Origin of the sequence: Pseudomonas shirazica (assembly GCF_015168335.1) — a bacterium.
Lineage (GTDB): Bacteria > Pseudomonadota > Gammaproteobacteria > Pseudomonadales > Pseudomonadaceae > Aquipseudomonas > Aquipseudomonas asiatica.
Genome location: NZ_CP063456.1, coordinates 17,048 through 36,369, shown reverse-complemented (window position 1 = coordinate 36,369; position 19,322 = coordinate 17,048). Strand labels below are relative to the sequence as shown.

17 protein-coding genes and 2 pseudogenes are annotated in these 19,322 nt (G+C 61.7%); 1 reads left to right on the top strand and 18 read right to left on the bottom strand.

What is annotated here, in order from left to right; genetic code table 11:
- Position 1 precedes the first annotated feature (1 nt).
- The 18 genes and pseudogenes from IMX18_RS00160 to IMX18_RS00080 all read right to left on the bottom strand — a co-directional run bounded on the left by IMX18_RS00160 (position 2) and on the right by IMX18_RS00080 (position 18,169).
- Entirely contained in the window at positions 2-379 is a 378-nt protein-coding gene (locus tag IMX18_RS00160) for a hypothetical protein (RefSeq protein ID WP_217189974.1), read from the bottom strand.
- Positions 376-1,350 carry a hypothetical protein gene (locus tag IMX18_RS00155; RefSeq protein ID WP_100413019.1) on the bottom strand — a complete coding sequence of 325 codons (975 nt, stop codon included), beginning with the start codon at positions 1,348-1,350 and terminating at the stop codon, positions 376-378. The genes IMX18_RS00160 and IMX18_RS00155 overlap by 4 nt, the downstream gene beginning before the upstream one ends.
- Before the next feature lie 9 nt (positions 1,351-1,359).
- The gene (locus tag IMX18_RS00150; RefSeq protein ID WP_054572157.1) at positions 1,360-1,848 is read right to left on the bottom strand and encodes an Hcp family type VI secretion system effector; all 489 of its coding nucleotides are present in this window, start codon (positions 1,846-1,848) and stop codon (positions 1,360-1,362) included.
- Positions 1,849-2,079: 231 nt separating this feature from the next.
- A pseudogene (locus IMX18_RS00145) lies at positions 2,080-2,441 on the bottom strand (DUF2867 domain-containing protein); the annotation flags it as partial.
- Positions 2,442-2,572: 131 nt separating this feature from the next.
- On the bottom strand, positions 2,573-3,490 hold the full coding sequence (locus IMX18_RS00140; protein WP_100413018.1) for an RHS repeat-associated core domain-containing protein: 918 nt from the start codon (positions 3,488-3,490) through the stop codon (positions 2,573-2,575).
- A gap of 166 nt (positions 3,491-3,656) precedes the next feature.
- Positions 3,657-4,361, bottom strand: coding sequence for a methyl-accepting chemotaxis protein (locus tag IMX18_RS28305; RefSeq protein ID WP_371857126.1), 705 nt, complete (start codon positions 4,359-4,361; stop codon positions 3,657-3,659).
- Between the two features lie 201 nt (positions 4,362-4,562).
- Positions 4,563-4,775 (bottom strand): annotated as a pseudogene (locus tag IMX18_RS28300) (methyl-accepting chemotaxis protein); the annotation flags it as partial.
- A gap of 1,111 nt (positions 4,776-5,886) precedes the next feature.
- A complete protein-coding gene (locus tag IMX18_RS00130) occupies positions 5,887-7,179 on the bottom strand; it encodes an adenylosuccinate synthase (protein WP_013974430.1) in 1,293 nt (430 codons plus the stop codon).
- A 56-nt stretch (positions 7,180-7,235) separates the two neighbouring features.
- Entirely contained in the window at positions 7,236-8,423 is a 1,188-nt protein-coding gene (locus IMX18_RS00125) for an ATP phosphoribosyltransferase regulatory subunit (RefSeq protein WP_013974431.1), read from the bottom strand.
- 301 nt (positions 8,424-8,724) lie between these two features.
- A complete protein-coding gene (gene hflC, locus IMX18_RS00120; RefSeq protein WP_013974432.1) occupies positions 8,725-9,594 on the bottom strand; it encodes a protease modulator HflC in 870 nt (289 codons plus the stop codon).
- Positions 9,594-10,775 carry an FtsH protease activity modulator HflK gene (gene hflK, locus IMX18_RS00115; RefSeq protein ID WP_015272004.1) on the bottom strand — a complete coding sequence of 394 codons (1,182 nt, stop codon included), beginning with the start codon at positions 10,773-10,775 and terminating at the stop codon, positions 9,594-9,596. Before hflK ends, hflC begins: the two co-directional genes overlap by 1 nt.
- 96 nt (positions 10,776-10,871) lie before the next feature.
- Positions 10,872-12,173 (bottom strand): ribosome rescue GTPase HflX, encoded by a 1,302-nt coding sequence (gene hflX / locus IMX18_RS00110; protein ID WP_015272005.1) that lies wholly within the window; start codon positions 12,171-12,173, stop codon positions 10,872-10,874.
- Positions 12,174-12,185: 12 nt separating this feature from the next.
- Positions 12,186-12,446 carry an RNA chaperone Hfq gene (hfq, locus tag IMX18_RS00105; RefSeq protein WP_015272006.1) on the bottom strand — a complete coding sequence of 87 codons (261 nt, stop codon included), beginning with the start codon at positions 12,444-12,446 and terminating at the stop codon, positions 12,186-12,188.
- 94 nt (positions 12,447-12,540) lie between these two features.
- Positions 12,541-13,512, bottom strand: coding sequence for a tRNA (adenosine(37)-N6)-dimethylallyltransferase MiaA (gene miaA, locus IMX18_RS00100; protein WP_013974436.1), 972 nt, complete (start codon positions 13,510-13,512; stop codon positions 12,541-12,543).
- Between the two features lies 1 nt (position 13,513).
- Complete coding sequence (mutL, locus tag IMX18_RS00095) at positions 13,514-15,409, bottom strand: DNA mismatch repair endonuclease MutL (protein WP_054572158.1); 1,896 nt, start codon at positions 15,407-15,409, stop codon at positions 13,514-13,516.
- A complete protein-coding gene (locus IMX18_RS00090; protein ID WP_015272008.1) occupies positions 15,406-16,836 on the bottom strand; it encodes an N-acetylmuramoyl-L-alanine amidase in 1,431 nt (476 codons plus the stop codon). The genes mutL and IMX18_RS00090 overlap by 4 nt, the downstream gene beginning before the upstream one ends.
- Positions 16,837-16,847: 11 nt before the next feature.
- Positions 16,848-17,321, bottom strand: a complete 474-nt coding sequence (gene tsaE, locus IMX18_RS00085; RefSeq protein ID WP_015272009.1) for a tRNA (adenosine(37)-N6)-threonylcarbamoyltransferase complex ATPase subunit type 1 TsaE — start codon at positions 17,319-17,321, stop codon at positions 16,848-16,850.
- Positions 17,309-18,169: an NAD(P)H-hydrate dehydratase gene (locus IMX18_RS00080; RefSeq protein ID WP_015272010.1), complete on the bottom strand. Its 861-nt coding sequence runs from the start codon at positions 18,167-18,169 to the stop codon at positions 17,309-17,311. Before IMX18_RS00080 ends, tsaE begins: the two co-directional genes overlap by 13 nt.
- Before the next feature lie 65 nt (positions 18,170-18,234).
- Here IMX18_RS00080 and queG point away from each other — a divergent pair, with 65 nt between their 5' ends.
- Complete coding sequence (gene queG / locus IMX18_RS00075) at positions 18,235-19,299, top strand: tRNA epoxyqueuosine(34) reductase QueG (protein ID WP_015272011.1); 1,065 nt, start codon at positions 18,235-18,237, stop codon at positions 19,297-19,299.
- The last annotated feature ends 23 nt before the right edge of the window (positions 19,300-19,322 follow it).

Genomic DNA, 19,322 nt, shown 5'->3' with positions numbered 1-19,322 from the left:
ATTAATGGCCTTCCAATTTCAACCAACTCCAAAGACCTATGAGCGACAAAAAAATAGCGACATGAACAAACCACAAGCCCACAAGCATACGGCGCAAACCACCAGGAAATTTCTTTACATCCTGAAGATCCAAAAGGCCTTTACGAATGCAAATCGCCCTCATCGACAACATTACGGATGCGGAGCCGGTACGCATCACTTTACCCACCAAACCCGCCTGACCAAAAATATTTTTATTACCAGAAACCATTGAACTATTAGAAAGCAACGACTCTATGTAACTCACATAGCGAACTGAAATATAAACCCATATAAATATGACCATGAACATAGCCATCATTAAAGGAAGACCTAACCACCTGGCGTCGAAGCCAATCATTGCGTCACCTCATATAACAACTCACCAAACATCTCACCGATATCACCTACGACCGAACCGCCTGCAGCACCACCCACGGCGCCTCCAATGACAGTACACGCGAGGGCCCCCGGACCGCCTGTCGTCACTCCGAGGAAAAGTACGCATCCAGTTCCCCCTAGAAATCCACCAATAGACCCGCCCGCGATCGAGCCCCCCGTACTGCCGACCAGAGAGACTCCTTCCACATACTTGGCCTTTCTGCAATCTTCAGAGCGTCCAAAGGTACATGCATGATGGATACTTAGCCCTGTTGAAGCCACGTCGAGCCCCAAGCCGATATAAGTGCCCTTCTTAATCAGACTTGCCGCTTTCGAGACGCCAGCAATCTTTTCGGCATATCCAGCAATCTCACCTGTATGTAGGTAGCTCTTGGTAGATATCTCGAGCGCTCTTTTCACCGATCCCTTATTTTTCAGGCCCGAACCATACGCAGCCATGTTGTTCAACTGCCCTTCCAACTTCATAAACAATGCCATTCTCTTGGCATAAAATTCGTCACGCGCTTTTAGCGTGCCGTTTTTCAAATACTCCCGATGTAATATCTCGATTTCTTCCAACGTCCTCTTGATCGCATCGAGGTATCTGCTCCAACCATCGCTCACAACGCCTGCCCCCATGGAGGTATGAGAGAGCAAGCCTTTCAACATCTCATAGTTATCCAGAAAGAAGTCATCCACCCCAGCGCCATTGATCTCAAGCTGATGGTGTATCCCCGCCGCCTCTGCCATCAAATATGCTTCATGGCTCGTACACGATGGGGTACTGGGATCTCCAACAATCACCAGCTCCCCTCCGACAACCACGCTATTGACGATATGCGCATTCAACACATCAAACTTGGCCCGCTGATTGGCCGACATCGGCGTGCCGGCCTTCAACGACTCATAGGATTGTGCCTGGGGATTGATGAAGCTACGTGCCTCGGACATGGTCGCACCTCACGCATATTTCTTGTTGCTGATGCGATCCCAGCCGCCGGTCACATTGCCGCCGGCACTGCCATCGAGGCGTTTCTGACGCGTGTAGGTGGTCTTGATACGGCCATAGTTCAGTTGCACCACCTCCATCGGCACGCCAGCACTGGCGCTCTGGGTGTAGTCGGCGATGATCACTTCTTCGAGGACGACCTCGTAGTACTTGAGCTTGTCGCCACCCGCACGACACAGCACCAACTTCACTTCTTTCAGGTGCTGGCCGGCACAGCTGGCTTCCAGCAACTTGCAGCTGGCGCTGTCCAGGTGCTTGGTGAAAGAGAAGTTGGTGAGGGTGGTGCGACCTGATGATGCGCCGCCCGCAGAACTGGCGGTGGCAGAGGTGCTCTGGTTGGCACCAAACTTATAGCCAGCGATCTCGATCCAGTTAGTGAACTGCTCGTCCAGCGCTTCACCAGCGATTTCGGTGATTTGAGTATAAGCATCGAAAGCCATGCTTACCTCTCCCTGGTAATGTTTGGGCTGATAACGACAACGCTCTGACATTGTCGTCTTGCGGTTGTGCCTGAAAAGCTCACGGCGGATTAGCGCTGTCGCCTCAAGGCCCGGTTGACACTAGTTCCCTGTGCCAAGCCACGCAATAGCACGCGCTCACCAAGGCAAACTTTGGGAAGTTACCTACAACATCAGGTAAAAATTCTGATTTATCAGGTAAGAATCTGCTGCTTATCGACGCTCGAAACGATGGCCCTGCAAGTTGCTCAGCATCCGCCGCACGATCACGCCATGAACCCATCCAACCGGTACCATGTACAAACGCCCAAAGGTGTTGAAGCACTTCACCGAGGTGGTCACGTTCAACTGCGGGAAGCCGCACTCCCCTGTCGACACATCCATGCAGACCATGACGGCCAGGTGCGTATCGCGCGAGGTCAGCACCAGTTGCTGGTCGCTGATGTCCTCGACAGTGAAGAAGTCCAGGCGCGCTCGCCCACCTCTCGCACAGACTCGGGGCTGCAGAGAGAAAAACCCTGAATCTCGGCCACATTGAAGCGACGCGAAATGACGTCGCGAATGCGAAAGGGCTTGTGTCGCGATGGGCCACGCAGCAGCCCGACATGAGTTTCAATACAAATACTGCAGGCGGTCGACGAAGTCGGCTTCGCCGCAAAATTCATCCAGTCAAGGATCTATCAGACAGCAATTGAGATCCAAAATTTCATTTTTTTGATCTTATATCCGCCATCGCACCTACCGTTACCGGTGAGTAATTGAATTTTGCATGCTTTTCCGTACCCACCTCGAAGGGGTTGACTTCCGGAACTTCCACGTTTACATGCACTTCCCGGCTCATTGGATTAAGCGTGCGCTCCAGCTTGTAAGTCGCCAAACCGGAATTACCCTCAACGGGTCTTTTTACAATGCCCGAAAGGCCTTCAATGAATGCGGGTTGCCCAGCACCCGGGGAGTCCGCTGTACCACACCCGATAATACGATGATCGAACTCAGCAGGATCAATTTTCAATCCCTTCAGGTAATCAACATACCTCTCCGGAGTATGCCGAACACCACCGATTTTTATCGTGCCAGGCCTAGCATGAGCTACCGCATTCAAAACTCTAGGCATACGGGGAGCTGGCTGCGTAACAAATAGGACAAAATCATCAGTAGATACCAGAGCCCTCCCACCAATTTTGTAAGCTCCGCTAGGGTCCGTTCCATTTACAGGGTCATTGAGCAAAAAAGCATAAGCATTAAGCCCTCCCGCTCCGAATGGGCTTAATGCATCTGCGCTGTTGAATCGCATCAATACTGGGTTCAACTGCCTGTATCCGTGACCAAAATGGTAATGTCCGGTCAGCTTGTCGCGAGCTACTCCATGATAGCCGGCAACATTAATATGCAAAAACCGAGAATACCCGTAGGCAGTGAAGTTCTGGTAGGCGTGACAGGACTCGCTAGAACCCTGCCACGACAGAATCGAACCCTGCTGATCAGTGCCTGCATTCATTATTTCGCATCGCCCAGATCGCATTGAGCGCAATGCCACAATCCGCAGTCCTCCCTCCACGATAGTTATTGAGTTTGACACAGTAATAACCGTGCCCAACGTCGAGCCCTTGTATAAATAATCCATATGCAAAACTCCCAAGAGTCTCGTCAGTATGTATAACGTGCTCCCCTAAGGATACTGGCAGATTTACCAGTTCCCCTAACAACCCTTGGTAAACACATGAACCCTTACAGAATGATCCACCGCTCAATTCAAAGCCAGCGCACACCGTAGCGAGACCCCTCATTGATCAGGCGCGGAATTGGCCAAGGCTAGCCCGCAACTGCGCCGCCAAGTCATCCAGCACCTTGCTACTGGCCGTGGTCTGCATCACCACTTCAGCCGAGCGCTCAGCCTGAGCATGGATAGTCTCCACACGCCCACGCACTGCCTGCGCCCCGTTCGCCTGCTGCTCGGCCGCTCGGGTGGCCAGGCCGATGGCTGCATGCACCTGCTCCACCGCCGCCTGCACCGACTGCTGGCGACGTTCGTTGTCGCGCAGCACCAGCAGGCCTTCGCTGGCCTTGAGCCCGGCCTGGCTGATAGTTGCCACAGCTTCCTTGGCGCCCTTTTGCAGCGCGGCGATATGCGCCTGGATATCTCCTGTGGAACTTTGCGTCTTGCTCGCCAGCGCCCGCACCTCATCGGCCACGACGGCAAACCCGCGCCCGGTTTCGCCGGCACGGGCGGCTTCGATGGCCGCGTTCAAGGCCAGCAGGTTGGTCTGTTCGGCGATGCCGTGGATAACCGTCAGCACCACTTCGATCTGCTCGCTCTGCTTGGCCAGGCGCTCGATCACCTGGGAGCCGGCCTCCACCTGCCCGGCCAGGTTCTCGATCAAACCGGCTAGCTGGGTCGATGTGCGGCTGTTCTCGTCAGTTGCCTGGCGGATATCCACCACCTGCTGCAGGGCTGCCTGCATCGCGTGGCTTTCAGCCTGGGCCTCGTCGGCCATGCTTGACAGGTCGCGCAGGCTGGCCGCCACTTCATCGCGTTGCAGTGCAGCGGCAGCATCGGCGCCGGCATTGCGCTGGGCCATTGCGCCAATCTCAACGCCGGTACGCTGCGCTACCTCGCCGGCCTCGCGCACGATGGGCTGCAGCTTGTCGACAAAGCGGTTCACCGCCGAGGCCATGTCGCCAATTTCATCGCGGCTGTCGAGCAGCACGCGCTTGGTCAGGTCGCCTTCACCGGCAGCGAGGTCGTCGAGTGCAGCGATCAGCAGGCGCAGCTTGCTCAACACCCGCCGGCCAAGCACCACGGCTACCACCAGCAGCACCCCAAGGCCGACCAGCACCAGCCCCAGGCCGATGCGCCAACGCAGCTCTGCAGCAGCATCGCGAACCGTCTGTGCTGTATTGGCCTGCATCGCGGCGGCGCTGCCCTGGGCCTTTTCCAAACGCTCGCGCAGGGTGTTGCCACTCTCGGCCGCAGCACCGACCAGGCTGTCACCGACCAGTTGCTCACCACTGGTGATAAGGGCGGCGAAGCGCTGGTCGAGCGCCTTGAGCTCCTGGTCGATGCCAGCCGTGGAAACACCCATCACCACCTTGCCGATTTCCGCACCATTGGGGCTGATCGAGGCCTCGACGAAGTACACCGCCGGGTCCCGCCGTGCCGCGTCGATTACCTTGTCCAGCGCACGCTCACCCTGACCTTTTTCCATCAACGCCTGGTTGATCGGGTTCTGCCGGTTCAGGTAGCGGGTAAGGTGCTGGCCCTGAGCGTCGTCGTAAACCACAAACAGCACGTTGGGGTTGCGCTGGGCGCGGCGCGCGAAGTCGGAGAGCACCGGCACATCGTTGTCCCAGATCGCCCGCGGTGCGACCGACGCCAGCAGCTCGGCCATATCGTTGGCGGAGTCCTTGAGGTTCTTCTCCAGCGTGCTGCGCAGCTGCTGCTGCTCGCTTTGCAGGCGTGCCGACAAACCTGCACTCAGGCGCTGGCGGGTGCTGCTGGAGAGGCCGTCGAGGCCTGAGCGCACATCTTGCCCGGCTTGCTCCAACTCACTGGCGAGTTGGCGGCTGTCATTGCCCAGGCGTTCACCCAGGTCGGCTTCCAGGGCGGTGACCGTGCTTCGGGTAAGCGCAACGGCGACCAGCACCTGCACCAAAAGAGCGATACCAAGGGCAACAAACACAGGCCGCAAAAGGCGGCTTCGTAACAGTGAGAGGATGGCAGACACGGTGAACCCTCGTGTTTTCTGGCGCCACTATTCTGATGGCATCTACAGAAACTTCTTACAGCAAGGGTTGTGCCGGAGGCAGCAGGGATAAATGCCAAGGTTCAGCAGTGTGCTTGCCTGCACCGGCCCTATCGCCGGCAAGCCAGCTCCCACAGGTTCACCACAAGTCTTGGGGGTTGCGAGGTCCCTGTGGGAGCCGGCTTGCCGGCGATAGGGCCAGTACAGGCATACCCCACAAATGAAAACGCCGCAGCCCCTTTCAGGGCCACGGCGTCAGATCAGCGTGGAAGGCAGATCAGGCGAACGGATGACGCAGCACGATAGTCTCGTTGCGGTCCGGGCCGGTGGAGATGATGTCGATCGGCGCGCCGATCAGCTCTTCGATGCGCTTGATATAGGCGCGAGCGTTAGCCGGCAGTTCTTCCAGGGTTTTCACGCCCAGGGTCGATTCGCTCCAGCCTGGCATCTCTTCGTACACCGGCTCCAGGCCGATGTAGCTGTCGGCATCGGAAGGCGCGTCGATGACGGCACCGTTCTCGTTCTTGTAGCCAACGCAGATGTTGATGGTTTCCAGGCCATCCAGTACGTCCAGCTTGGTCAGACAGATGCCCGAGATGCTGTTGACGTCGATGGCGCGACGCAGGATCACGGCATCGAACCAGCCGCAACGGCGCGCACGGCCGGTGGTGGAGCCGAACTCATGGCCACGCTTGGCCAGGGTAGCGCCAGTCTCGTCGAACAGTTCGGTCGGGAACGGACCGGAACCTACGCGAGTGGTGTAGGCCTTGGTGATACCCAGGATGTAGTCCAGGTACATCGGGCCAACGCCAGAACCGGTGGAGATACCGCCAGCGGTGGTGTTGGAGCTGGTGACGTACGGGTAGGTACCGTGGTCGATGTCCAGCAGCGAGCCCTGGGCACCCTCGAACATGATGTCCTTGCCGGCGCGACGCAGGTTGTGCAGCTCGGCGGTGACGTCGAGCATCATCGGCTTGAGCTGTTCGGCGTAGGCCATGCATTCGTCCAGGGTCTGCTGGAAGTCGATGGCCGGCTCTTTGTAGTAGTTCACCAGCTGGAAGTTGTGGTAGTCCAGCAGCTCACCCAGCTTGGCGGCGAAACGCTCGCGGTGGAACAGGTCGCCCACGCGCAGGCCGCGGCGTGCGACCTTGTCTTCGTAGGCTGGGCCGATACCGCGGCCGGTGGTACCGATCTTGGCTTCGCCGCGGGCTTTTTCGCGGGCCTGGTCCAGGGCAACGTGGTACGACAGGATCAGCGGCGCAGCCGGGCTGATGCGCAGACGCTCGCGCACCGGCACGCCCTTCTCTTCCAGCTTGGTGATTTCACGCATCAGGGCATCCGGGGCAACGACCACGCCGTTGCCGATCAGGCACTGTACGCCTTCACGCAGGATGCCGGACGGAATCAGGTGCAGAACGGTCTTTTCACCGTTGATCACCAGGGTGTGACCCGCGTTGTGGCCACCCTGGTAGCGCACTACGGCGGCAGCATGTTCGGTCAGCAGATCGACGATCTTGCCTTTGCCCTCATCACCCCACTGGGTGCCCAGGACGACGACATTCTTACCCATTACATTGGTCCTCATTCACGCAAACTTGGTTGCCGGCCTACTGCCGGCGCAGAAACTCACTGGGCCAGCGGCAGAACCTGCCAGCGCCCGTCTTGCTGAATCAATTGCCGATCACAATCCGCCTCGAGAGCAGCACTCAACGGCTGGCCAGGCAGGGCCTGGACCACACGCTGGCCCTCGTTGCGCAACTGGCAGACTTGCTGCCAGAGGGCCGCGTCGCCACTGTCCGGCATCCAGATGCCGCCAGTTGGCAATACGACCTCCGCTCGCCCCAGTGTGACCAGGGTCTTCAAATCCGTGGAGAAACCGGTGGCCGGGCGGGCCCGGCCGAAATCGGCGCCGATGTCGTCATAGCGCCCGCCCTGGGCGATCGATTGGCCTTCGCCCGGCACGAACACGGCGAACACCACGCCTGTGTGATAGTGGTAACCGCGCAGCTCGCCGAGGTCGAAGTACAGCGGCAGGTCCGGGAAGCGCGACGCCAGGCGATCGGCGATCGCCAGCAGGTCGTCCAGCGCCGCCAGCACGCTGGCCGGGGCTCGGCCCAGGCGCACGCGGGCTTCGGCCAGCACTTCGCGGCCACCGCACAGTTCCACCAGCGCGCGCAGCATGTTGCCCAGGTCCTTCGGCAGGTCGGCGGTCAGCACCTGAACCTCATCCACGGCCTTGCGCTGCAGGGCGTCGAACAGCTGCTGCTCGACCGCGCCGGACAGGCCGGCAGCACGGGCCAGGCCGCGGTAGATACCGACGTGGCCCAGGTCCATGTGCACATCTGGCACATCGGTCAGCTGCAGCGTGGCGAGCATCAGGCTGATGACTTCGACATCGCTGGTGGGGCTGGCGTCGCCGTACAGCTCGGCACCCAGCTGGATCGGGCTACGCGAGGTGGACAGGGCACGCGGCTGGGCGTGCAGCACGCTGCCGGCATAGCACAGGCGGCTCGGGCCTTCACGGCGCAGGGTGTGGGCGTCAATGCGCGCCACCTGCGGGGTGAAGTCGGCGCGGAAGCCCATCAGGCGACCGGACTGCGGGTCTACTACCTTGAAGGTGCGCTGATCCAGGTCCTGGCCGGCGCCGGTGAGCAGCGACTCCAGGTACTCGATATGCGGGGTGACGACCAGCTCGTAGCCCCAACTCTGGAACAGGTCCAACACCTGGCGGCGCGCGATCTCGATGCGCGCGGCCTCAGGTGGCAGTACTTCCTCGATGCCATCTGGCAGCAGCCAGCGGTCTACCGTTGCCATTACGCCATTTCCCCTCTGGTCCGGGCGGCTTGCCAGCAGGCGAGCCGTCAGTAAAGCCGGTATCGCGCACAGCAGCGGGCAGCACTGATCCCAGCGCAGCCACCGTACCCGACACCCTCGAATTGCCTTGCGACCTGACCAATCCGCCAACTGGCGGTTTGCCAATCAACCTTGCAGACGCAAAAAAGCCGGGAAATTTCCCGGCTGCCTCATCATACACCCCTTTTCATTAAGGATGCACCCCGCCTGGCGTTTTAGCTGCCAGGCGGGGCGCCGCCGCATGAAAATCAGGGCCTGAGCATCACGGCCTGCTCTTGTCCAGGAAGCGGAAGAACTCGTTCTTCGGGTCCAGGACCAGCACGTCGCTCTTGCTCGAGAAGCTCTCGCGGTACGCCTGCAGACTACGGTAGAACGCATAGAAATCAGCGTCCTGGGTGTAGGCCTTGGCGTAGATGGCGGCCGCCTGGGCGTCGCCGTCACCGCGGGTTTCCTCTGCTTCGCGATAGGCCTCAGCCAGCAGTACGCGGCGCTGACGATCGGCATCGGCACGGATACCTTCAGCCAACTCGTTACCCTTGGCGCGGTGCTCGCGGGCTTCACGTTCACGCTCGGTGCTCATGCGGTCGAACACGCTGCGGTTGACTTCCTTCGGCAGGTCGATGGCCTTGACGCGCACGTCGACCACCTCGATACCCAACTCCTTGGCGGCCATGCGGTTCAGCGAAGCAGTGATGTCAGCCATCAGCGCGTCACGTTCACCGGAAACCACTTCATGCAGGGTACGTTTACCGAACTGGTCACGCAGGCCGCTTTCCAGACGACGCGACAGACGCTCGTCGGCGATCTGTTTCATGCCGGATGTGGCGGTGTAGAAACGTTCGGCGTCCTTGACGCGCCACTTGGCGTAGGCGTCGACCATCACCGCTTTCTTCTCCAGAGTCAGGAACCGCTGGGTCGGGGCGTCGAGGGTCATCAGGCGGGCGTCGAACTTGCGCACCTGGTTCACGTACGGAATCTTCACGTGCATGCCCGGCTGTACATCCGCCTGGACTACCTTACCGAAGCGCAGCAATACCGCACGCTCGGTCTGGGACACGATGTAGAAGCTGTTCCAGGCCACGATGGCCAGGACCACGGCGGCGATCAGGGCGATCAGCGATCTGTTGCTCATCAGCGGCTCTCCCTAGTACGCAGCGGCTGCTGTTGCTGTTGCAGGTCCTGCGCCGCACGGGCGGCCGCATCGTTGACCGATGGCGACACGCTGGTGGTCGGCGCGGACGAGTTGCGGCTGCCTTCGACCATCTTGTCCAGCGGCAGGTAGAGCAGGTTGTTCTGCCCGTCCTTGGTTGCCACCATGACCTTGCTCGAATTGCTGTAGACCTCTTGCATGGTCTCCAGATACAGGCGCTGACGGGTCACGTCAGGTGCCTTGCGGTACTCGGCGACCAGCTTGGTGAAGCGATCGGCCTCACCCTTGGCGCGGGCAATGACTTCGTCGCGGTAACCGTTGGCGTCCTCGATGATGCGCTGGGCCTGACCACGGGCTTCCGGTACCACGCCATTGGCGTAGGACTCGGCCTGGTTGCGGGCACGCTGCTCGTCTTCACGGGCTCGGATCACGTCGTCGAAGGCTTCCTGCACTTCACGCGGTGCAGCCGCGCTCTGTACGTTGACCTGGGTGACAGTGATACCGGTACGGTAGGTGTCGAGGAAACGCTGCAGGCGCTCGCGGATATCCACGGCCATCTGCTCACGACCTTCGGTCAGCACCTGGTCCATCGAGGTGGAGCCCACCACATGGCGCAGGGCACTCTCGGTCGCGTGCTGCAGGCTGACCTCAGGCTGGTCGACGTTGAGCACGAAGTCCTGCAGGTTGCTGATCTTGTACTGGACGGTCAGCGGTACCTCGACGATGTTCTCGTCTTCGGTCAGCATCTGGCCCTGCTTGGTATAGGCACGCTCGCGCGTGACGTTCTCCATGTACTTGCGATCGATCGGCGGGAAGTAGATGTTCAGGCCGGGGCCGACCGTCTCATAGTACTTGCCGAAGCGCAGCACCACGGCCTGCTCCTGCTCGTCGACCACGTACACGGCGCTGTACAGCCAGATAGCAGCCAGCACCGCCAGGCCGATGCCCAGCAGGCCCAGGCCACCGCCCTTGCCGACATTGCGGCCACCGCCGCCACGTTTCTTGCCACTGCCGAACATGCCGTTCAGGCTGTCCTGCAATTTGCGGAAGGCCTCGTCCAGGTCCGGTGGACCTTTCTTGTCACCACCGCCGCCACCGCCATTCCGGCGACCGCCCCAGGGATCCTGATTGTTCGAGTTGCCACCCGGCTCGTTCCAAGCCATAGCGCTCTCCATCTGATAAAGCAAAGACGCGCCCACGGCGCGCCGTCCAATGCTACAGAATGCCTGTCACTGCTGCCCGGCGACCTCGACGAGCATTTATTGCAAAGTGTGTTGCTCGACAAACACTTGCGGCTCCATGCCTTCGCGGCTGACCAGGCGATTCAGTTCGACCATGGGCAGTCGCACGCTCAGCAGGCTGCGCCCTTCTTCATCATGCTCTTCACTCTGCACGGCACCCAAGGCAAAGAATTGCGCGCGCAAGCGGGCAAAACGCTGCTCCAGACACAGGGTACCGACAAACAGATCATCCCCCAGCAACTCGGCAATCGCCTGGCCGACCAGCTCCAGGCCACGCCCATCGCGTGCCGATACCCAGACCCGTTCCGGCTTGCCATCGGCATTGCGCTGGATCTGCGGCTCGACATCTTCGAGCAAGTCGAGTTTGTTATACACCTCGAGGATCGGCAACCCTTCGGCGCCAATCTCGCCCAACACCGCCAGCACCTGCTCGATCTGCTCCATGCGCTCCGGCTCATGGGCATCGATCACATGCAGCAACAAGTCGGAATTGCTCGACTCTTCGAGCGTAGCCCGAAATGCCTCGACCAGCTTGTGCGGCAGGTGGCGAATGAAGCCCACGGTGTCGGCCAGCACGATCGGCCCCAGGTCGTTCAGCTCGAGCCGGCGCAGGGTCGGGTCGAGGGTGGCGAACAGCTGGTCCGCGGCATACACCTCGGATTCTGTCAGGGCGTTGAACAGCGTGGACTTGCCGGCGTTGGTATAACCCACCAGCGATACCGACGGAATGTCCGCACGCTTGCGCCCGCGGCGTGCCTGCTCGCGCTGGCTGCGCACCTTCTCCAGGCGTGACTTGATCTGGCGAATGCGCACCCGCAACAGGCGGCGGTCGGTTTCCAGCTGGGTTTCACCCGGGCCGCGCAGGCCGATACCACCCTTCTGTCGCTCAAGGTGGGTCCAGCCGCGCACCAGCCGCGTGCTCATGTGCTCGAGCTGGGCCAGTTCGACCTGCAGCTTGCCTTCATGGGTACGCGCCCGTTGGGCGAAGATATCGAGGATCAGCCCGGTGCGGTCGAGCACACGACACTCGAACACACGCTCGAGGTTGCGCTCCTGACTGGGCGTGAGGGTGTGATTGAAAATCACCAGGTCTACCTGCTCGGCATGGACCAGGTCGTGCAACTCTTCGACCTTGCCACTGCCAATCAGGTATTTGGCGGAAGGCTGATGCCTTGCCACCGTGACCAGCGAGACGATGTCGGCACCGGCCGACAATGCCAGTTCCTGAAACTCCTGCGGGTCTTCGCGCGCCTCAGGGTTCTGACCTTCCAAGTGAACGAGCAACGCCCGCTCACCACCACCGTGGCGCTCAAAGAACAATGCAGGCTCCTATCAGGCGTTGCCTGGCTCGCTGTCGCCGTGATCGGAATCGGACGGGCTTGGCAGGCGAACCGGACGGGCAGGAACCACGGTCGAGATGGCGTGCTTGTAGACCATCTGGCTGACGGTGTTCTTCAGCAGTACCACGAACTGGTCGAAGGACTCGATCGAACCCTGCAGTTTGATGCCGTTGACCAGATAGATGGATACCGGGACCTTTTCTTTTCTCAAGGTGTTCAAGTAAGGGTCTTGTAGCGAATGCCCTTTTGACATATGCCGCACTCCTGTAAGGATCAATAATAGAAAATCAAGAAAATCGATAAATTAGGCCGCCCCTTCGCAAGAATAGACGGCAATCAGCAGGGACTCAGCTCAATATGGAGATGGCCCCAAGGTATTTCAAGGTGCGGGACAGATTGTCGCAGGCCAGGCTGTCAAGCCAGTGTACTTCAGGCCAGCCACGCAACCAGGTGAACTGCCGCTTGGCCAGCTGCCTGGTGGCAATGATACCGCGTTCACGCATCTCATTCTCAGTCAGCTTGCCGTCCAGGTAATCCCAGACCTGCCGATACCCCACTGCCCGTATAGACGGCAGCCCGGCGTGCAAGTCACTTCTGGCTCGCAGCGATCGGACCTCGTCGACGAAGCCCTGTTCCAGCATCTGTGAAAATCGTAACGCAATTCGCTGATGCAAAATGTGACGATCTGTAGGAGCAATCGCCAAACTCGCGACAGTATAGGGCAAATGTCCGCCAGCGCCTGCGTCTGCGCCGCGACTTTCCGCGAATTGACGCTGTCGATGTGCCGTCATGCTCTCGCCACTCACCCGGTAAACCTCCAACGCCCTGATCAATCGCTGCGGGTCGTTGGGGTGGATACGCGCCGCCGACTCAGGGTCAACCTCGGCCAACTGGCGGTGCAACTCGGCCAGCCCCAGCGCTTCGGCCTGGGCTTCCAGCTCGGCACGCACCGCGGCATCGGCCGCCGGCATATCGGCCAGGCCATCGATCAACGCCTTGTAATAGAGCATGGTGCCGCCCACCAGCAACGGGATCTTGCCGCGTGCGGTGATCTCTGCCATGGCTTCCAGGGCATCGGCACGGAACTGCGCAGCCGAATAGCTTTCGGCCGGGTCGCGAATGTCGATCAGCCGGTGCGGGTGGGCGGCGAGGATTTCTTTGGAGGGCTTGGCCGAACCGATGTCCATGCCGCGGTAGACCAGCGCCGAATCGACGCTGATCAGCTCGCACGGCAGTACTTTGGTCAGCTCGATGGCCAGGTCGGTTTTGCCGGCCGCCGTCGGGCCCATCAGGAATATTGCAGGGGGCTTGCCGCTCATTTCATCGACCGCGCAGGAAGAGTTTGTCCAGGTCGTCCAGGCCCATCTGGGTCCAGGTGGGGCGACCATGGTTGCACTGGCCGCTGCGCTCGGTGTTTTCCATGTCACGCAGCAGGGCGTTCATCTCGGGGATCGCCAGGCGCCGGTTGGCGCGCACGGCACCGTGACAGGCCATGGTACCGAGCAGCTCGTTGAGGTGCGCCTGGATACGGTCGCTGGTGCCGTATTCCATCAGGTCGGCGAGTACATCCTGCACCAGGCGGTTGGCCTCGGCCTGCTTGAGCAAAGCCGGGATCTGGCGGATAGCCAAGGTCTCGGGGCCCAGACGCTGCAGTTCGAAACCCAGCCGTTGGAACCACTGCGCGTGCTCTTCGGCGCAGTCTGCTTCACGCTGGCTCAGGGCCAGGGTCTCGGGCACCAGCAGCGGCTGGCCGCTGAGGCCTTCGCTGGCCATGGCCACCTTGAGGCGCTCGTACATGATGCGCTCGTGAGCGGCGTGCATGTCTACCAGCACCAGGCCAATGGCATTCTCGGCCAGGATGTAGATACCCTTGAGCTGCGCCAACGCGTAGCCCAGCGGTGGAACATCGCCCTGGCTTTCAGGCAGCGTCGTCGGCACCGCGCCGTCATCCAGCGGTTTGTAAAATTCGCGATACACCGCCTGTGCCTCGGCGGCCGGCAGCGGCTGCGAGGGGCGCGGCGTGTACTGGTACTGGTAACCCGCACCACTACCACCGCTGGAGAATGACTGCTGCGGGCCACGCGGCTGCTCGAGCACCGGCGAGGCCAGGCGCATTTCGCCCTGGGGGCCGAACTCACCGGCCTGCGGGCCCGTGGGGCGGACCACTTCGGGTACGGCAGCTGGCGCCGCCAACTGGTCTTCCGGGCGCACATCGGCCAGCGCGCGATGCAGGGTGCCATACAAGAAGTCGTGCACCGAGCGCCCCTCGCGGAAACGCACCTCGTGCTTGGTCGGGTGCACGTTGACGTCGACGCCGTTAGGCTCCAGCTCCAGGAACAGCACAAAGGTCGGGTGCCGACCATTGAACAGCACGTCGCGGTAAGCCTGGCGCACGGCGTGGGCGACCAGCTTGTCGCGCACCGCACGGCCGTTGACGAAGAAATACTGCAGGTCTGCCTGGCTGCGCGAGAACGTCGGCAGGCCGACCCAGCCCCAAAGGCGCAGGCCGTTGCGTTCCACGTCGATCGGCAGCGCCTGCTCCATGAAGCCCGGGCCGCAGATGGCGCCCACCCGCCGCGCACGGGCGGTTTCATCGTGGGCCTCGTGCAGGCTGAGGATGCTCTTGCCGTTGTGGCGCAGGTGGAAGCCGACATCGAAGCGCGCCAGCGCCAGGCGCCTAATCACTTCCTGCAGGTGATCGAATTCGGTTTTCTCGGCCTTGAGGAACTTGCGCCGGGCCGGGGTATTGAAGAAGAGGTCGCGCACTTCCACCGAAGTACCCACCGGGTGCGCCGCCGGCTGCACCCGCGGGGTCATGTCGCGGCCTTCGGTTTCCACCTGCCAGGCCTCGGTAGCGCTGGCGGTACGCGAGGTAAGGGTCAGGCGCGCCACCGAGCTGATCGAGGCCAGGGCCTCACCACGGAAGCCCAGGCTCAATACCCCTTCCAGGTCTTCCAGCTCGCGGATCTTGCTGGTGGCGTGACGGGCCAGGGCCAGCGGCAGGTCGTCGGCGGAAATGCCGCTGCCATCGTCACGCACCCGCAGCAGCTTGACGCCGCCCTGCTCAACTTCCACGTCGATACGCCGGGCGCCGGAGTCCAGGCTGTTCTCCAGCAACTCTTTGGCGACAGAGGCCGGCCGCTCGACAACCTCGCCGGCGGCAATCTGGTTGGCCAGCCGCGGGCTGAGCAGCTGGATGCGCGAACCGCCAGTCATTGCGAGGCCAACGTGGTAGCGGGGATATCGAGGCGCTGGCCGACCTTCAGTTCATCGGTCTTGAGGCTGTTGGTGCTGCGCAGGCTGGTCACGCTGACCTGGTAGCGCACGGCAAGCATCGCCAGGGTCTCGCCAGGGCGTACCGTGTGCTCACGCGGGCCAGCGGCGATCTTGCCGGTGTCGCGCAGCCAGGCGATGTAGGTGCCCGGCGGTGGGTTCTGCTGGAAATACTGGCGCACACCAGTGTGGATCGAACGGGCCAAGGCCTGCTGATGGCTGGCGGTGGCCAGCTTGGCGGCTTCGTTGTTGTTCGAGATGAACCCGGTTTCAACGAGGATCGACGGAATATCCGGCGACTTCAGCACCATGAAACCGGCCTGTTCCACCCGCTGCTTGTGCAGGGAGGTAATGCGGCCCATGTTGCCCAGCACCTTCTGCCCGACATTGAGGCTGGAGCTGAGCGTGGCGGTCATCGACAGGTCGAGCAGCACGCCGGCCAGCATGCGGTCCTTGTCGTCGAGGCTGACGTTACCGGCACCACCGATCAGGTCGGAACGGTTTTCCGTGTCGGCCAGCCAGCGCGCAGTCTCCGAGGTGGCGCCGCGGTCCGACAGGGCGAATACCGAGGCACCAAAGGCGGCGCGGGACGGCGCGGCGTCGGCGTGGATCGAGATGAACAGGTCGGCGCCCTTCTTGCGGGCGATTTCCGTGCGCTTGCGCAGCGGGATGAAGTAGTCGCCCGTACGGGTCAGCTCGGCCCGGAAGCCTTTCTCGCTGTTGATCTGGCGCTGCAACTCCTTGGCGATCTGCAGCACGATGTCTTTTTCATGCTGGCCACGCGAGCCGGACGCACCCGGGTCCTCACCGCCGTGGCCTGCATCGATGGCAACCACGATGTCACGCTTTCCGCTGGGTACCGGCGGTAGCTTGATGGCAGGCTGGGCCGGGCTCACCGGCACCGCCGGCGTGGTTGCAGGCGTTGGTACCGGGGCGGGTGCCGGAGTCGGCGCGCTGGCCGCAATTGCGTCAGCCTCCTGATCGTACAGGTCGACCACCAGCCGGTTGCCGTATTGGGCATTGGGCGCCAGGGTGAAGCTTTTCGGGGTCACCGACTTTTTCAGGTCGACCACCACGCGCAGGTCGGTCGGGGTGCGCTGAGCCGAACGCACGCTGCTGATCGGCGTATTGGAGGTAGCCACGTTCAGTGGCGCGGCCAAGGTCGCGCCATTAATGTCGATAACCAGGCGATCAGGTGCACTCAGGGTGAAGACGCTGTGTTGCACGGGGCCAGACAGGTCAAAGACCAGCCGCGTGTTGTCCGGCGCGCGCCACAGGCGCATGCTCTTGACTTGAGTGACGGCCAGAGCGTCAACGGTCACCGTTGTCAGCAGCAGCCCAACGATGGCGACCAGTGCGCGTATGCGCATACCTACCCCACTTACTGTTTATAGTGTTCGGCCAGTGCCACGCACCAGGCCTCGCCGCGAGCCCCCTGCGGCGAAAGGTTCAGCGAGCGTCCGCCCGCTTGGGGGCTTATGGTAATGGTCAGGTCGGGCTTTGGCAAAACGCCCGCACCCTTTTGTGGCCACTCGAACAGGCACAGCGGGTCGCCCTCGAAATAGTCACGAATACCCATGAACTCCAGCTCTTCCGGATCGACCAGGCGATACAGGTCGAAATGGAACGCCCGCACATCACCAATTTCGTATGGCTCGACCACAGTGAAGGTCGGGCTTTTCACTGCACCAGTATGGCCCAGGCCACGAATCAGACCACGCGACAGGGTGGTTTTGCCCGCACCCAGGTCACCTTCCAGGAAAATAACGCCGTGACCGCCGGTCACCTCGGCCAGTTGTGCGCCAAATTTGACCGTGGCCGCTTCATCGGCCAGAAACAGGTTTAAGCCAGACACGCAGAATGCTCCTCCAACAACTCACGAATGACCGGCGCCAGATCGCTGGCAGCCAGGCCTCTACCTTTTACGCCCAGACGCTCGCCGGCACAGGCGTGCAGCCATACCCCCAGCCCCGCGGCGTGCCAGGCATCCAGGCCTTGGGCCAACAGCGCCGCCAGCACGCCGGTCAGCACATCGCCAAGGCCGGCACCGGCCATGGCCGGGTGACCACGTTCGCACAACAGCAGTTGCCCGGCCGGGTCGGCTACCAGAGTGCCGGCCCCCTTGAGCACGCAGACGCTGTTGTAACGGCGCGCCAGCTTGCGTGCAGCGCCCGGGCGATCCGCCTGTACAGCCTCGGTGGAAATGCCCAGCAGCCGCGCCGCCTCCCCGGGGTGCGGGGTAAGGATGCTGCCACTGGGCAGGGCCAGCGGGGTGCGCGCCAGCAAGTTCAGGGCATCGGCGTCCCACACCTGCGGGCGTTCGGCATTGGCCACCGCCGACAGCAGGCTGCGACCCCAGGCTGCCTGGCCCAGACCAGGGCCGACCACCAGCACCGAAGCGCGCTCCAGCACGCCCATCAGCTGGTTGGCCGAACTGGCGCCCAGGCACATGACCTCCGGCAGGCGCGCCAGGCTGGCAGTCACGTGTTCGGGCCGGGTCGCCACACTGACCAGCCCCGCGCCACAGCGCAGGGCGGCTTCGGCACTGAGCAGCACAGCGCCTCCGGTACCAAGGTCGCCACCGACCACCAGTACATGGCCGAAGTCGCCTTTGTGGGCATGCGCATGACGTGCCGGCAGGTGCGCGACAGTCACGCTGCTGAGCAATTGAGGGGTATGGCTGGGGTGTTTGGTCTGCGGCATGGGGTCAAAGGCTCCAATGTCTGGCAGAATTATACGCACCTGAGCCCGTATTGCCTTGCCCATCCATGTCCGTCTGTACGCCTGACCTCGCCCAACTGGCCCAATCGATCAAGATTTGGGGCCAAGAACTCGGTTTTGCCCATGTTGGCATCGCCGGGGTAGACCTTGGCGAACACGAACACCACCTGCAGCGCTGGCTCGACGCCGGCTACCAGGGCGAGATGGATTACCTGGGTGCCCACGGCAGCAAGCGTGCACACCCAGAGCAATTGATCCCTGGCACGGTACGCGTGGTATCGCTGCGCATGGACTACCTGCCCGGCGACACACAGATGGCGCAGCGCCTGGCACAGCCCGAAAAAGCCTACGTATCGCGCTACGCCCTGGGCCGGGATTACCACAAGCTGGTGCGCAAGCGCGTGCAGTTCCTGGCCGATCGCATTCAGGAAGCCATCGGCCCGTTCGGCTACCGCGCCTTCGTCGACAGCGCTCCGGTGCTGGAAAAGGCCCTGGCCGAGCAGGCCGGGCTGGGCTGGATCGGCAAGAACACCCTGCTGCTCAACCGCAAGGCGGGCAGTTATTTCTTCCTCGCCGAGCTGTTCGTCGACCTGCCACTGCCGGTGGACGAAGCCACCACCAGCGAACATTGCGGGCGCTGCCAGGCCTGCCTGGACATCTGCCCGACCCAGGCCTTCGTCGGGCCGTATGTGCTGGATGCTCGGCGCTGCATCTCCTACCTGACCATCGAACTACGGGGGCCGATCCCCGTCGAGTTACGTTCGAAGATGGGCAACCGGGTGTTCGGTTGCGATGACTGCCAGATCGTCTGCCCGTGGAACCGCTTTGCCAGGCACAGCCAGGAGCAGGATTTCCAGCCACGACACGGGCTGGAGAATGCCGAGTTGGCGGAGATGTTCCTGTGGGATGAAAGGACCTTCCTGCGCAAGACCGAAGGCGGGCCATTGCGCCGGGCCGGGTATGAGCGCTGGTTGCGCAACCTGGCGGTGGGGCTTGGCAATGCGCCATCGACAATCCCGGTGATCGAAGCGCTGAAGGCGCGGCGCGAGGATGCCTCGGAGCTCGTGAGGGAGCATGTGGAGTGGGCGCTGGCGCAGCACGGCGTTTCGTAGCCAGACACACCTTGTGGGAGCGG